The 15,092-nt window shown below is 67.4% G+C and carries 11 protein-coding genes; 3 read left to right on the forward strand and 8 right to left on the reverse strand.

Annotation, left to right across the window (positions count from 1 at the left end; genetic code table 11):
* Positions 1 to 79 precede the first annotated feature (79 nt).
* Positions 80 to 874 (forward strand): SDR family NAD(P)-dependent oxidoreductase, encoded by a 795-nt coding sequence (locus tag A3ES_RS0122510; protein WP_040455262.1) that lies wholly within the window; start codon positions 80 to 82, stop codon positions 872 to 874.
* A 787-nt stretch (positions 875 to 1,661) separates the two neighbouring features.
* Here A3ES_RS0122510 and A3ES_RS0122520 read toward each other — a convergent pair.
* Positions 1,662 to 2,459 (reverse strand): hypothetical protein, encoded by a 798-nt coding sequence (locus A3ES_RS0122520; RefSeq protein ID WP_157630679.1) that lies wholly within the window; start codon positions 2,457 to 2,459, stop codon positions 1,662 to 1,664.
* Positions 2,460 to 2,545: 86 nt separating this feature from the next.
* Positions 2,546 to 4,708 (reverse strand): (Fe-S)-binding protein, encoded by a 2,163-nt coding sequence (locus tag A3ES_RS0122525; RefSeq protein WP_020389105.1) that lies wholly within the window; start codon positions 4,706 to 4,708, stop codon positions 2,546 to 2,548.
* A 304-nt stretch (positions 4,709 to 5,012) separates the two neighbouring features.
* Here A3ES_RS0122525 and A3ES_RS0122530 point away from each other — a divergent pair, with 304 nt between their 5' ends.
* Positions 5,013 to 7,517 (forward strand): polysaccharide lyase family 8 super-sandwich domain-containing protein, encoded by a 2,505-nt coding sequence (locus A3ES_RS0122530; RefSeq protein ID WP_020389106.1) that lies wholly within the window; start codon positions 5,013 to 5,015, stop codon positions 7,515 to 7,517.
* A gap of 4 nt (positions 7,518 to 7,521) precedes the next feature.
* Here A3ES_RS0122530 and A3ES_RS0122535 read toward each other — a convergent pair whose 3' ends face one another.
* The 4 genes from A3ES_RS0122535 to A3ES_RS0122550 all read right to left on the reverse strand — a co-directional run bounded on the left by A3ES_RS0122535 (position 7,522) and on the right by A3ES_RS0122550 (position 11,999).
* Positions 7,522 to 9,177 carry a DUF8094 domain-containing protein gene (locus A3ES_RS0122535; RefSeq protein ID WP_026163109.1) on the reverse strand — a complete coding sequence of 552 codons (1,656 nt, stop codon included), beginning with the start codon at positions 9,175 to 9,177 and terminating at the stop codon, positions 7,522 to 7,524.
* A 228-nt stretch (positions 9,178 to 9,405) separates the two neighbouring features.
* Positions 9,406 to 9,699 (reverse strand): hypothetical protein, encoded by a 294-nt coding sequence (locus tag A3ES_RS0122540; RefSeq protein ID WP_157630680.1) that lies wholly within the window; start codon positions 9,697 to 9,699, stop codon positions 9,406 to 9,408.
* A 69-nt stretch (positions 9,700 to 9,768) separates the two neighbouring features.
* On the reverse strand, positions 9,769 to 10,956 hold the full coding sequence (locus A3ES_RS48010) for an MFS transporter (protein WP_020389108.1): 1,188 nt from the start codon (positions 10,954 to 10,956) through the stop codon (positions 9,769 to 9,771).
* The gene (locus A3ES_RS0122550) at positions 10,953 to 11,999 is read right to left on the reverse strand and encodes a DNA polymerase III subunit beta family protein (RefSeq protein ID WP_020389109.1); all 1,047 of its coding nucleotides are present in this window, start codon (positions 11,997 to 11,999) and stop codon (positions 10,953 to 10,955) included. The genes A3ES_RS48010 and A3ES_RS0122550 overlap by 4 nt, the downstream gene beginning before the upstream one ends.
* An 87-nt stretch (positions 12,000 to 12,086) precedes the next feature.
* On the opposite strand from A3ES_RS0122550, the gene A3ES_RS0122555 reads away from it, so the two are divergent.
* The gene (locus A3ES_RS0122555) at positions 12,087 to 12,560 is read left to right on the forward strand and encodes an AAA family ATPase (RefSeq protein WP_237745028.1); all 474 of its coding nucleotides are present in this window, start codon (positions 12,087 to 12,089) and stop codon (positions 12,558 to 12,560) included.
* Positions 12,561 to 12,565: 5 nt separating this feature from the next.
* On the opposite strand, the gene A3ES_RS0122560 is transcribed toward A3ES_RS0122555, so the two are convergent.
* Together A3ES_RS0122560 and A3ES_RS0122565 are read right to left on the reverse strand one after the other, a co-directional pair.
* Positions 12,566 to 13,750 carry an anhydro-N-acetylmuramic acid kinase gene (locus tag A3ES_RS0122560; protein WP_020389111.1) on the reverse strand — a complete coding sequence of 395 codons (1,185 nt, stop codon included), beginning with the start codon at positions 13,748 to 13,750 and terminating at the stop codon, positions 12,566 to 12,568.
* 1 nt (position 13,751) lies between these two features.
* On the reverse strand, positions 13,752 to 15,050 hold the full coding sequence (locus A3ES_RS0122565; RefSeq protein WP_020389112.1) for an MFS transporter: 1,299 nt from the start codon (positions 15,048 to 15,050) through the stop codon (positions 13,752 to 13,754).
* Positions 15,051 to 15,092: the final 42 nt, after the last annotated feature.

The following is a 15,092-nucleotide window of genomic DNA, read 5'->3' on the forward strand; positions in this document are numbered from 1 at the left end:
GTCAACCAATTCTGATGTCACCGAGCCGCCAGGGTGATGTCAGGGCAGAATGAAGGCAGTCCACGGAGAGGGGAAAGCTGTGTCCAGAGGAGTGCTCGTCACGGGTGCGTCGCGAGGCGTCGGAGCAGAGGTCGCGAAGACGTTCGCCAGGGCCGGCGATCGGGTCGTGCTGCATTGCCGGGGCGCGGTCGACAAGGCGAACGCAGTACTGGCGGAACTGCCGGGAGACGGTCATGCCGTGGTCTCCGGCGACCTCGGCGACCCGGCCGGAATCCCTTTACTTGTTGAGGAATCGACGAAAGCGCTCGGGCGGATCGACGTTCTGGTGAACAACGCCGCACTCTTCGTTGACGATCCAGTCGCGGGATCCCGGCGGATCGGGCATCCGCTGCTGGAGACCTCGTACGACGACTGGGTGGCGGCCTGGCGGCGGACCCTCGCGGTGAACCTGGAAGGGGCGGCTCACCTGACCTGGTGCGTGGCCCGGCAGATGCTCGACATGGCGCCCGCCGATGGCGTCAGAACGGGTGCGATCGTCAACGTCGGGTCGCGGGGTGCCTATCGCGGCGAGCCGGACGTACCGGCGTACGGGGCGAGCAAGGCGGGTTTGCATGCTTTCGGGCAGTCGATGGCGGTCGCGCTGGCGCCACATGACATCACCGTGACGTCAATCGCGCCCGGCTTCATCGCCACAGACATGGCCGCGCAGGGGCTGAATGGACCCGGCGGCGACGCGATCCGCGCGCAGAGCCCGTTCAACCGAGTGGCGACCGCCGCAGAGGTCGCGGCAGCCGTCCACTGGCTGGCCTCCCCCGAGGCCGGTTGGTCCAGCGGCACCATCCTCGACTTCAACGGCGCCTCGTACCTGCGCTAGCGCTTCTTGACGATCTTGCTCGCGGGCGGAGCGGTGATGGGGGCCACTGTGTTGTAGCCGGTCACAGTCACCTGTGTCTGTGAGCCGCCACTGATGGACGTCTGCTTGTAGGTGAGCCGGTCGGCACCGAGCCAGGTCGACATGACCGAAGTCTTCGGCATGCCGGCCGGAGCCTTGATCCCCAGCGCCCGCAACATGGCGGCATTGTTCAAGGTGGCGTCGTACCGGTCGACCTTGCGGAAGCCGATGGTGTCGCTCTTGACGAACTTCACCTTGAGTACGGCCTTACGCATCGCCTTGGCCGACTTGGCCGGGTCCTGACTCTCGAGCAGTTGGGCGAAGACCATCGCCGCCGGGTCCTTGGTTCTCTTCGGGTCGATCTTGAAATACCTGCCGCGCAGCTTGGGATCCGGGATGTACAGGTACATGACGCCCTTGATCAGGATCCCGTGGGCCGCCCCGCCGAACTGCGGACTGCTCAGATCGACCCGCACGGCGGCCGGCTGGTAGGTCTGGGCGATCGTCGCGGTGACGACCTGTCCGCCGGCACTGATCCGCATCACGCCGGTCCAGGACTTCACCTTGGCGTTGGCAGCGAGCGTCACAGGTACGAAAGTGGCCGTCGTGAGCCGGGCGAGTGGCGCGACAGCCTTCTGGGTCGCGGCGGCCGGCTTGGTCGGAACTGTCTTGGGATTGACCGCGGCGTCGTCGGTACATCCGGCGACGCNGAGAGCCAACGGCAGGGTGGCGGCCAGTGCCGCCACCCTGGAACGAAGCTTGATCGCCGTCAGCGCTTCTTGACGATCTTGCTCGCGGGCGGAGCGGTGATGGGGGCCACTGTGTTGTAGCCGGTCATCGTCATCTGCATGTCCACGCCCATCAGGTTGAAGGACAGCTTGTACGGCAGGTTGTCGGTGCCCATCCAGACCGTGTAGGAGACCGTCTTCGGCAGCTTGACCCCGACCGGAATGTCCTCCGCCTTGGCACCCAGCGCGGCCTTCGTGTCCATGGTCACCAGGTAGCGGTCGACCTTGCGCACGCCGAGGGTCTCGCTCTTGACGAACTTGACCTTGAGCCCTGCCTTGTTCCAGCTCTCGAACGTCTTCGCCGGGTCGGCGTTCTCAGCCATCTCGGAAAGCGCCGCCAGTTGCGCGTCCGCGTCCTTGCCGGCGTTCAGCTTCAGGTACTTGCCGGCCGGGAGGTCCGGTGTCGACATGTACATGCCCGTCTTGACCACGATCATCTTCATCAGGCCGTCCGGGGTGGACATGTCCATCTTCATCCCGAACGGCTTGGTCGTGGTGGCGATCTTCATCGAGATCACCTGACCCTCGGCGGTCATCCGGGAGGTCGCCTCCATCGAGGTGACCTTCTTGTTCGCCTTGTTCATCGCGGGCATGAAGCTCGCGTTGGTCAGCCGCACCGGCGGCGCGGCCTTCAGCGGCGCCGCGGTGGCGGTGGTCTTGGTGGCCGGCACCGGCTCCGGCATGCCCCCATTGACCTGGCCGTTGTCACCGCAGGCGGCGACCCCAAGAACCATCGGTAGGGCGACGGCCGCGGCCGCCACCCGAGAACTAAGCCTCACGATTTCCCTCCCATTGGAACAACCAACGGAGTTTATGGTCTGGACCGCTGACTGGGAAGAGAAATTGCAGGAAGTTGCAGCTGCGTTTACTCGCCGCGTCTGACCGAGGCGAGCAGGAGCTGGGCGACGTCGGCGACCTCGACCTCTTCGCGGGCCGAGCCGTCGGCCTGCTTGGCGGTGAGACCGTCGGACAGCATCACCCGGCAGAACGGGCAGCCGGTCGCGATCTTGTCCGCGCCCGTCTCGACCGCCTCGGTGGTCCGGTTCACGTTGATCCGGCTGCCGGTCTTCTCCTCCATCCACATCCGCGCGCCGCCCGCGCCGCAGCAGAACGACTTGGTCTTGTTGCGCGGCATCTCGGCGAACTCGGCGCCCGGGATGATCTCGAGCAGTTCGCGCGGGGCGTCGTACACCTGGTTGTGCCGGCCCAGGTAGCACGGGTCGTGGTAGGTGATCTTCTGCCCGTTGAGCGCGCTGTCGGTCGGTGCGACCGGCGTCAGCTTGCCCTCGCGGACCAGCCGGTTCAGCAGCTGGGTGTGGTGGATGACGTCCAGCTCGACGCCGAGCTGGGAGTACTCGTTCTTCAGCGTGTTGAAGCAGTGCGCGCAGGTGGAGACGACCTTCTTCACGCCGGTCTCCTTGAACACCTCGGCGTTCTGCATCGCCAGCTGCTGGAAGACGAACTCGTTACCGGCCCGCCGTGCCGGGTCACCCGTGCACGTCTCCCCATCACCCAGTACCGCGAACGAGACCCCCGCGATGTTCAGCAACTCGGCGACGGCCTGGGTGGTCTTCTTCGCACGATCCTCGAACGCGCCCGCGCACCCGACCCAGAACAGGTACTCGACCTCGGCCAGCGTCTCGACGTCCGTACCGACCTGCTTGACCTCGAACGGCAAGCCCTTGGCCCAGTCCATCCGGCCGGACGGGTTCATGTTCCACGGATTGCCCTTGTTCTCCAGGCCCTTGAAGAGCCCGTTCAGCTCGGACGGGAACGACGACTCGATCAGCACCTGGTAGCGGCGCATGTCCATGATCGCGTCCACGTGCTCGATGTCGACCGGGCACTGCTGCACGCACGCACCGCACGAAGTACAGGCCCAGAGGGCTTCCTCGTCGATCACGGCGACGTCGGGTGAGCCGACCAGTGGCCGCTCCTGCTCGGCCAGCACCAGCTCGGGCAGCGACTTGCGGTCGTCGTCGGACGAGGCCAGCAGGTACGGCGCCTTCGCGTAGGCGTGCTCGCGCAGGTTCATCACCACGAGCTTCGGGGAGAGCGGCTTCTCGGTGTTCCAGGCCGGGCACTGCGACTGGCACCGGCCGCACTCGGTACAGGTGGTGAAGTCGAGCAGGCCCTTCCAGGTGAAGTCCTCGACCTTGCCGACGCCCAGCGCGGCGTCCTCGTCGAGCTCCTCGATGTTCTCGAAGTCGATCGGCTCGCCCTTGACCATGATCGGCTGCAGCGCGCCCAATGCCAGACCGCCGCCATCACTGGTAGCAGGCTTGCGCTTGAACCAGATGTTCGGCCAGGCGGTGAACCGGTGCCAGGCGACGCCCATCGTGGCGTTCAGCGAGATGGTGATCATCCAGGCGAACGAGATCAGGATCTTGATCATCGCGACCAGGTAGACCGCGTTCTCCAGCGCGTGCTCGCTCAGCCCGCCGAACAGCGCGTCGCCGACGAAGAACGTGCTCGGGAAGTGGAACTTGCTGCCCGCGCCGAGCTCGTACTCCAGCCCGCGCAGCAGCAGGATGCAGATCAGCACGCCGAGGATCGTGTACTCGACGTAGTACGCCTGCCAGGCGCGCGAGCCGAAGAACCGGCTGTACCGGGCCAGGTGGCCCTTCGGCAGGTTGAGCAGCCGGATCGCCATCAGGCCGACGATCGAGACCAGGCCGGTCCAGGTGAGGAACTCGGTGGCCCACTCGAAGACGAACCAGTGCCCGATCAGCGGCAGCGCGTAGTGGGCGTCGAACAGCTGCCCGAACGCCGTCACCAGGGTCAGGACCAGCCCGAGGAAACCGAACGCGACGAACCAGTGCAGGATGCCGATGTGGCTCCACTGCAGCATCCGGGTGTGGCCCAGCGTCTCCTTGGCCAGCGTGACGCTGCGCTGCCCCGGCTTGTCGGTCCGGCTGACCGGCTGACCGAGCTTGATGACGGACACGATGTGCCCGATCGTCTTGCCGAACAACGCGATACCCACGGCGGCGATCGCGAGCGAGACGACGATGGCGAGGATCTGCATACCAGCGATGTTATTGGTTGGTTACCGGTCAGTCATGTCGGTGTCGGCCTCATCACGCCTGCGTGTTGCGTCTCACTTGTCCTGGCGGTCGAGTCGAGCCACCCCCACTTGATCATTCGCCCCCTTTTCACCCTCCGTGCGCGCTGTCCGGCACTGCGGGCAGGGCGGAGAGGGTGAAAAGGGGGCGAATGATCAAGTGGGGGTGGTGGGTGGCGGATTTCGGTCAGGGTAAGCGGTTGCCGTAAGATAGTTCCGGCTGCTTGACTCCGGGTGTGAGGTTTTTCCCCTTCGCCCGGGAGTACCAGTGGAGATCACCCGTCGCCGCCTGCTGTCTTTTGTTCCCGCCGCCGCCTTGCTGAGCGCGGTCAATCCCGCGCCGGCCGGTGCGGGGCCCAACCGGATCGCCTCCTCGTCGGAAGCAGCGCGGCTGCTGGCCAACGCGGTCGCCGTTTTCGCCGGTACGCCGGAGTCGAACGCGCGTCCCGAGGTCCAGGCCAAGCTCGCCACCCTCGACCAGACCGCACGCACCTGGCTGGCCGCGATGGATCGTGCTCAGCCCGGGCAGCTCTTCGCCGGGCTGCCACTCGGCACGAGCGACCCGAACCTCATCGCGTCGTACCTGCACCTCTACGAGATCGCCCTCGCCACCCGGCGGCCCGGCCCGGCGTCTGAGTTGCAGGGCAATACCGCAGTGCAAGCGCGGGTGCTAGACAAGCTGCGGTGGTTGCACGCGAACTACTACGGCGATCAGTCGAAGGGGTACTACGGCAACTGGTTCAGCTGGGAGATCGGCATCTCGCAGCACGTCGGCAAGACGCTCGCGCTGCTCGACGCGCCGGCCGACCTGATCACGACGTACGTCGCCTCGATGGATGCCTATCTGCGCAACGGCAAGGACGGCGACGTCGACCTCGACTCGCGGTTCCACACCGGCGCGAACCTCGCCGACATCACCGCCAACCGGATCATCCAGGGCGCGTTGCTCGACGACGACGCGCGGATCCGCAAGGCGCTGCAGGACCAGTTCACGGTCTTCGCGACGATCGATCCGTACCATCTCCAGCACGGCGTGACGGACGGGTACTACGCGGACGGCTCCTTCATCCAGCACAGCTCGGTCGCCTACACGGGCTCTTATGGCAAAGGCCTGCTCACCCGCGTCGTCCAGACGGTGAAGACCCTCGAGGGCACCGGTTATGCGCGCAGCGACGACCTGGTGAAGGTCGTCCAGGGGTGGGTCGAGCACGGGTTCGCGCCACTCATCTTCGAGGGCTGGATGATGGAGATCGTCAAGGGCCGGGCGATCTCCCGGCCCGCCACCGGGTACGACGATGTCGCGGTGGTCGTCGAGGCGATCGTCGATCTGGCCGACTACGCGGCTGCCGCCGATGCCGCCCGGTTGCGCGGTTACGTGAAGTTCACCGCGCGCCCGACGCTGAACCCGAACAACTTCGTCTCGCCGGTCAGTGTCGCCCGCTTCGCCGATATCGTTGCTGATAGCAACATCAAGCCGGCTGATCTCAACCCGGCGTCGAGCTCCGTCGCGTTCAACTCGATGGACCGGACGGTGCACCGCCGGCCCGGTTACGCGTTCGCGCTGGCGCGGAACTCCGAGCGGATCAGCAAGTACGAGTACATGAGCGGCGAGAACCTCATGCCGTGGTTCCAGGGCGACGGCGCCTACTACCTCTACCTGAGCGGCCAGGACCAGACCCAGGCGTTCGGTGTCGACTACCTCACCACCGTGTCGCCGTACGGGCTCGCTGGGGTCACTGCGCCAGTGGAGCAACGCAAGTCGATCCCGGAGCTGTACGGGACGGCGTACTACAACAGTCCGCCGGACTTCACGCCGTCGTCGGTGCTGCAGAACAAGTACGTCTACTTCCCCGTCGGCACCAACCAGTACTCCGGCGGCGCCACCCTGGGCCCGTACGGCGTGGCCGGCTGGGTCCAGTCGAGTGATGCGGCCTATGCCGATCGCGACCAGCTCCCGGACGACTTCGTGGTCTACCGCAATGCCGAGTCGACCAAGTCGTGGTTCCTGCTGGATGACGAGATCGTCGTACTCGCTGCAGGCGTTGGCGATCAGGCGGAGCGTGCGGTGACGACCTCGATCGACGCGCGACTGGCGGCGCCTACTGACGCAGTACAGGTCACCGGAGTATTACGGAACGGGCGCGCGTGGTCCGGTACGGGTTCAGCGGACCTCAGCTGGCTCCGCTACGCCAACGCCACGGCAGGCACCTCACTCGGCTACTACTTCCTGCAGCCGAGCCCTGTCACCGTCGGCCTGGAGCAGGTCACCCGCAGCCGCCGGGTGGTCCGCACCGCCAACCCGGACACCGCAGTCACCAAGCAGGTCTTCACTCTTACCCATGAGACCCAGTCGCGCGCTGCACTCGCCTACGCCTTGATCCCCAACGCCACAGAAGCCAGCCTGCGCTCCTACCGCTACGGCCGGCTCCTGCTCCTCTCCAACACCCCACGCCTGCAGGCGATCCACCACCCGACCCTGAACCTGACGGCGGCCAACACCTTCACCCCCGGCCACCACCAGGTCCTCAACTACACAGTCGACGGCCCGGCATCCTTCCTGACGCAGCGCCACCCCGACCGCACCACCACCATCGCCGTGGCCGACCCGACCACCACCCGCGCAACCATCACCGTGACAGTCCGCGGCCGCTGGCTCAACAAGCTCACTGCCGACCCCGGCGTCGCCGTACAGCACACGATCACCGGCACCCGGCTGACCTTCCCCACCCACCAGACCCACGGTCGCACCGTCACCGCCACGTTCCGCGGCTAGGAGCTTAGCTGCCGCCGGCGCCGACCAGCTGGGTGTCCATGGAGAGGACGCGCGGCTTGCCGGCTTTGGGGATGGTGATGGCTACCTGGTGCAGGTAGTCCATGTGGAGGCTCTGGTTGTACTTGACCATGCTGCTGAAGGCGGTGACGCTGCCGGTGGTCCAGTAGGCGTTGGAGCCGGGCTCGATGTTCTCCAGGAGTTGCTCGGTGAAGGTCAGGAAGACCAGGGCGTCACCGTTGGACGCCATGAAGGTGAGCGGCTGGCCGGACACGCGGAAGGTGTCGACGACGGTAGAGATGTAGGCCTTCTTGGTCTCGTCCGCCTTGGTCTTCTCGCGCTGGGTGAGCAGCTTGACCGTGCCGGGCGACGGGATGAAGAGCGCTGCCTGCTTGGCCCTCAAACCGCCCGACAGGTACGCCGCCAGGTTGTTGCCGGCCGCCTGCGGCAGGATCGGAAGCCTGGTCATCTCCGCCTTGGTCGGCATCCGCAGCCCCTCCATCGGCGGCAACGGCATGCCGGCGGGCGGGTAGACCGAATGCGTCAGCAGCCACGGAGTACCGGCGGTCTGCCGTTCCCACACGCCGAGATGGCGGCCGCCGCTCGTGTCGTCCGAGACACCGGTCGAGGCGACGAACCGCATCGGGTAGGCCCCGAACCGCGGCGCGCCGATCTCGGGTTCGGTGTAGGTGAACGGCTTGGCCTTGTCCTTGCCGTCGGGATCGAGCTTGCGATCGATCTGGTAGCCGGCCCGGGTCTGCGCGAGGGTCGGGTCGCCCTCGATCGTCTCGGACAGCTTGGCGTCGCGGGTCAGGTTCGCCTTGTTGTTGAGCTCGTTGTACTTCTTGATCACCGCCTGCCCGTCGGCCAGGGTCACGGCCGGGCGGGTACTCACCTGCTGGCTGGTGTTCTTCGGCGGGATGGCGGCACAACCAGTTGCCACCAGCAACAAAGCGGTCGCCAGCCCGGCGGCGCGGCGTACCTGGGTGTGCTGCTGCGGAGCGGGAGGGCTGTACGGCATCAAGGGCGCGACCACGGGCACCGGCGGCAGCGGGCGCGTGCGGCGCCGGACGAACATCAGTAGCAGTCCGACGGCCAGCAACACCACGCCGGCGCCGAACACCAGCAGGCACGTCCCGAAGGCGCCGTCGAGCTCGATCCCGAAGGTGACCTTGGCATCCACCACGGGCGAACCGTCGGCATTCATCACCACCACGGAGTAGGGGCCGTCCACGATCGGCCACGCGATCGACTGCTCACCTGCGCCGTTCGCCTTGACCGTCCACCAGTCCAGCCCGGCCGGCGGGTTCAGCGCGGCAGGCTCACCCTTCATCCACTGGGTGTCCAACCGGGACGGCAGGTCGAACCGGACGATCCGCGTGTACTGCGAACCGCGCAGGTAGCTGGACACGTCGAGGTCCTGACCGACGCCGACGAAGACCGGCTTGGCCGCCGACGCGGTCACGTGCAGCGTCGGCCCATGCCGGTCGATCAGGTCGGGCGCGGTCATCACCGCCAGCCCCAGGCTCGGCATCGACCGTTCACCGGTGTCGACGGTGTTGTCAGGACCGACCAGCCAGAAGGCGGCGACGCCTCCAACGACCGTGACCAGCAACCCGGCCAGGGCCAGCAGCAAGCCGAAGGCGATGCGGGCGAAACGCATGAAAAGACTCCCCGTAGAGACGAAAGCCGGCCCAGGGCGGAGGGCCGACCGGCACAGACCTTAGCGGGGCCGTGTTACAGCTTCGCTCCGCCCGTCGTAATCGGATAACTGACGGCGCAGCGATCTGTTACGGCGACCTACGGGATTTCACTCTGTCAAGCGTGGCGCTCAGCAGGCCGGCGAGCTCAAGCCGGACGCCGACGTACCGGCCTGGCGCGTCTAGCTGGTCTAGCCGCGGCCGCGCGGGGTGTAGAGGCTGCGGCGCAGGCGGAGCTCGTCGCGGATGGCCGGTGGGATCGGCAGGTTGCGCTCGGTGAGAGCGGCCTCGCAGGCCTCAAGGCTCTGCAGCAGGCGGTCGGCGCGCGGACCGCCGACGGCTCCGATCCTGGGCGCGCCGCGCTCGAGCTGGTTCGCCGACCGGGCGGCGTTCAGCTCGGCGAAGATGACGCCGAGCGTGATGTCGGATGGTCTCAGCCGCAATGGTTCGGCCTGGGCTGACGGCAGGAAGAGCGGGAACGACATCGACATCGCCTCGTCACACCGGAGTCTCCAAGGCGCGCTCGACTTTGAGACGCCACCGACTCCGATATCTCAAGATACTCCTACGTTTGCCATCCGGACGCTTCGACTGCTCAGCAGGCTCGCGCCGGCGAGCGCAGTACCGGCCGCACAAGCCAGTACTGCGAACCGCGGCCCGGCGCTGGCGACGCCGCCCAACAGGTTCATGGAGGCGATCAGCGGAAGCGTCTGAGCGAGGGCCAGCAGCGACTGCAGCCGGGTCAAGTGCGAGCGCGGCGTACTGGCGACGAACAGCGGCGCCAGGTGGGACGTGAACAGGCCGACCCCGACGCCTTGGACGAAGCCGGACAGCACCGCTGCGTAGGCGGCCGATGACAGTGCGAGACCAGCGATGCCTGCAGCAGCCAGTAGGCATCCGGCAGCCGCTGTAGCGCCGGGGAGTGCGACGGTGCCCAGCCGGGCGACGACCAGCGTGACGAGCAGCCCGCCAACCACAGTCGCCCCGACGATCAGCCCAGCCTGCGACGCCGCCCACCCGTTGGTACGGGCGAGCAGTGGGATGCAGAGCGAGGTCACGGGCAAGACGAACGCCGCTGTCAATCCCACGCTCAGCAGCAGAGCCCTGAGCACCGGCTCGGACCAGGCGAGGCGGATGCCGTCCACTGCCTCTTTCACCACCGAGTGCCCGGCAACAACCTCACCGGAGGCCAGTGGAGGCTTGATGACCAGCAAGAGGGCGAAGGCGATCAGGAAGGTGGCACCGTCGACCACCAGAGCTCCGACCAGACCGGCGGTCGCAACTAGGAGTCCGCCGAGAGGCCCGGCTGCCAGAGTCACCACCTGTTGGGTCGACGTGCGCAGGGCCATCGCCTTGGGCAGAGAGGCATCGTCGGCGAAGAGGCGAGGGAAGGCGCCTGCGGCGGGTAGAGCGAAGGCGTCGACCGTTCCGATGGTGGCGGCGGTCAAGAGGAGCAGCACGGCCGTAGTACCGGTCAGCTGGAATGCCGCAGCCAGCAGAAAGGTGAGGAAGGCTAGTAGGAAGTAGCAGGTGAGCAGGACACGGCGTGGGCCCCAACGATCGCCCAGTACGCCGCCTGCGAGTAGCAGGACGGCTCTGGGCAAGGTGTAGCCGGTCAGCACCAGGCCGGCAACGTGCGGACCGAGATCCGCCGCCGCCCAGCCGAGCGCGAAGAACACTGCGGCGTCACCGAACGTCGAGAGTGACGCGCCTGCCAACCAGCCGTAGAAGCCGCGGTTCACCCGTCGAGACGGGTCGGCATCACCAGCGTGGTGAAGGTGCCCTGGTCGGCAGACCGCACCACTACCGGCCGGTCCACGGCACAGAGCTCCAGCAGTACGTCCGGTCCGACACTCACGCTCAGCGCGGCCGCCAGCAGCGAAGCCGAGAACCCGAGCTGCACAGCACCCGACCCGATCCCCTCCAGCTCCCCGAGCTTCTCCCCCGAGTCGACCGCGGTCACCGCGAGCCGGCCAGAGTCGATGTCGAGGGCAACGGTCTCACCGGTCAGCAAGGCGAGCAGCTGCTGACGATCGGCGACCACGCGACAGACCGGCGGAGTCAGCCCGTCCAGGATCGACTGGTACGCCGGGAACTCCTCGTCGACCACCGGGACCGCCCGGGAGTCGCCATCGACGACTAGCGCAGTGCCGGCCGGTCCTGTCTCCAGGCGGACCTCGACCGCGGCACCAACCCATCGCGCGAGCGCAGTCAGCTCGGTCGCCCGGACCAGCAGGTTGCGCGGGTACCCGGCGAATCCGAGCGGCTGCAGCTTCCGCACCGACATCCGGTACCGGTCGGTCGCTACGAGCGCCACCTCGTCCTCACCGAGCTCCAGCAGGACACAGGCGAGCGCGGGGATCTCCTCAGTCGTGGCAGCCGCGGCGGACACCTGGCGGATCGCACTAGCGAGTTCCGCGCCGCCGAGCCTGACCACGCATTCGTACGGCACGGCCGGCAACGAGGCGAGGATCCTCGCCGTGGCCCGCCGGGCTACCTCCGCCTTGCCTTCGACCGTCCGCAAGTGCGCCTGGACGACTGCGACGCCGGCTGCCGCTCCCTCGTCGAGCACGACCCGGACCTCGGCCAGCGGCAGGTCGATCTCGCGCAGGTCGCGCAGCAACGCGGCACGCGCCTGCTGCGACGGGGAGTAGTACCGGTAGCCGTTCTGGTCGTCGACCGACGCCGGGCGGAGCAGTCCGCAGTCGTCGTAGAAGCGCAGCGCGCTCGGGGTCAGCCCGACCTGGCGGGCGAAGGCGCTGATCGTCAGCAGCTCGTCTGTCATGCCGCTGATCCTGGGTCTTCGACCAACTCGAAGGTCAACCTGCCGACCCCGGGAGCGGACGGTGCGGGGGTCGGTGAAAATGGGGGCGTGACGAGGTTGTTCGTGGTGACGGGCGCACCGGGCGCGGGCAAGTCGACGGTGATCCCGGAGCTGCTGCGACTGAGGTCGGGGCAGCTCGTGGTGATGGATATGGACGAGCTGCTCGACGACGATGGCCGGGTGCTCGGGATCGAGATCACCGACACTTCCGCCGCCGCGAACTGGCCCGCATACAACGCGTTGTGGCTGCGTATCACCGAACTCGTCCGCCGCTCCGGTACGCCGATGCTGCTGCTCTCCCCGCTCGTACCCCAAGAGCTGCCCGAAGGCCGCTGGCTGCACCTGGACTGCCCCGACGCCGTACGCCGCCGGCGCCTGGCCGCGCGCGGCTGGTCGGAGGAGCAGATCACCGAGGCACTCGAGGACGCCGCCGAGATGCGCAAACTCGTCCCCCGATCAGTCCCCGGCAACGGTACGCCAGAAGAGTCCGCCCGCCTGATACTCGCCTGGGTCAACGAGTAAACCAGTTACTCAATCCGCAGCCCGCGTGGCGTCCAGGGCGGTGCCGGTGACATAGGAAGCGGGCCATGGCCCGGCGTGATCGACCCGAGCACGCTGCTGTGCCGCGCTCCCGTACAACTCGGCACAGTCCCACCAAGCCCGTTCACAGTCAGGAACCCCAGTACTGCGAACGCGTATGCCTCCTTAGCCGCCGACGGCAACCCTAGGTCGTCAGTACTCCGCAGCGGCACCCCACGAAGCTCCTCGGCCAGCATGTGCATCAGCACCGGGTTGCGGATCCCACCACCGGACGCGATGACCTCAGTACCGCCGTAGCCGTGTACTGCGTCCGCCACCGTCCGCGCGGTCAACGCGGTCACGGTGGCGACCAGGTCATCCGGTGCGATCAGCGGGAGCCCACTCATCGCCTCTGCGAGGTATCCGAGGTGGAACAGCTCCTTGCCGGTGCTCTTGGGCGCCGTCCGCGCGTAGTACGGCTCAGCCAGCAGTCTCTCGAGCAACTCCGGATGAACCCGCCCACGACCGGCCATCACGCCGTCCGCGTCGAAGGTGGACTGTCCGCCGGTGAGATCACGCACCACCGCGTCCCCCAGCGCGTTGGCCGGGCCGGTGTCGAAGGCGATCGGGTCCGCCGTACCGGGTACCACGGTGATGTTGGCGATCCCGCCGAGGTTGAGGGCGACCGGCGTACCGGCTCGGCCGCGCAGCCAGAGGACGTCGACGATGCTGACCAGGGGCGCACCCTGACCGCCGGCCGCGACGTCGCGGGACCGCAGGTCGGAGACGACCGCGATGCCGGTCGCCTCGGCGATCCAAGCGGGTTGCCCGAGTTGCAGCGTGCCGCGCACCTCGCCTTGGTCGACCCAGTGACTCTGCTCGACCCAGTGATAGGCGGTCTGGCCATGCGACACGATCAGCTCGGCATGCCCGCCGCAGAGCTGCTCGACCGCCTGTTCCGCGACCGCGGCGAACGCCTGCCCGATCCCGGTGTCGAGCCGGCAGACCTGCTCGAGCGTTGTAGTTGCCGGCGGCAATGAACGGGCGAGCTGCGCCCGCAACGACTCGGGATAAGCACGACTCAGCATCCCGAGCGGGGTCAGTACCAGCTGGTCGCCCTCGATCCGCAGATCGGCCGCCGCGGCGTCGATCGCGTCGTACGAGGTGCCTGACATCAGGCCGATGACCCGCATGTCAATCCCGCAAGTCGCGTCGGTAGTCGTCGCCTCGCAAGGTCAGCAGGGCGATGACGGAGACCGCGCAGGTGGCGACCACGTAGTACGCGGGGATGTCGACGTTCTTGGTCCGCTTGATCAGTTCGGTGATGATCAGGCCGGCCGAGCCCGAGAAGACGGCGTTCGACAGCGAGTAGGCCAGCCCGAGGCCGGTGTAGCGCGCTCTGGTGGGGAACATCTCTGCCAGCATGGCGGGTCCCGGCCCGGCCATCAACCCGACAACGAGTCCGGCCGCGAAGATCGCGATCCCCTTGGCGGCGTTCGAGCTCTCCTTGTCCTGCAACAGATTCATCAGCGGAAACGCCAGTACTACGACCAGCGCGGCGCCGGTCACCATCACCGGACGGCGGCCGATCCGGTCACTCAGCCAGCCGGCAGGCAGGATCGAGACGGCGAAACCCAGGTTGGCCAGCACGGTCGCGACCAGCGCCTGCTGGAAGGTCGCGTGCAACGTCGCCTGCAAGTACGACGGCATCACGACGAGGAACGTGTACCCGGCCGCGGACCAGCCCATCAGCCGGGCGATGCCGAGGGCGATCGCCTTGGCCACCTCCGCCTTGTCGGCCGGGGGCGCGGCTTCTTGCTGGACCTTGGCGAAGCTCGGCGTCTCGTCCAGCCTCAGCCGCAACCACAACGCGACCAGCCCGAGCGGCAGCGCGAGCAGGAACGGCACCCGCCAGCCCCAGTCGGTCAGTGCCTCCTTGCTCAGCACGGTCGCGAGGATCGCCGCGAGACCGGCGCCGGTGAGCAGGCCGAGCGCGACGGTGAAGGACTGCCAGGCGCCGTACAGGCCGCGCTTGGTCCGCGGGGCGAACTCGGTCATGATCGACACCGCGCCACCGAACTCACCGCCTGCCGACAACCCCTGCAACGCCCGGACCAGGGTCAGCAACCAGGGCGCGGCCGCTCCGACCGCGGCGTACGTCGGCAGAATGCCGATCAGCGTGGTCGACCCGGTCATCAGCAAGAGCACGATGATCAGAGTCGGACGCCGGCCGATCCGGTCGCCGAGCCGGCCGAACACCGCGGCACCGATCGGGCGGAAGAAGAACGCCAGCGCGAACGAGGCGTAGGTCTTGATCAGGCTCTCGGCGTCACTGGTCGAGGTGCTGCTGAAGAAGTTCGCCGCGATCACCGTCGCGAAGAAGCCGTAGGCACCGAACTCGTACCACTCGACGAAGTTGCCGACCGTACCGGCCACCAGCGACCGGCGGGTCCGCCGGGCATCGGCCGTCACCGTACCGGGTGCAATGCTCATGGATCACCTTCCCACTAGCCCCCGTAACTTTCCTCCCGCCAA

Origin of the sequence: Kribbella catacumbae DSM 19601 (assembly GCF_000372465.1) — a bacterium.
Lineage (GTDB): Bacteria > Actinomycetota > Actinomycetes > Propionibacteriales > Kribbellaceae > Kribbella > Kribbella catacumbae.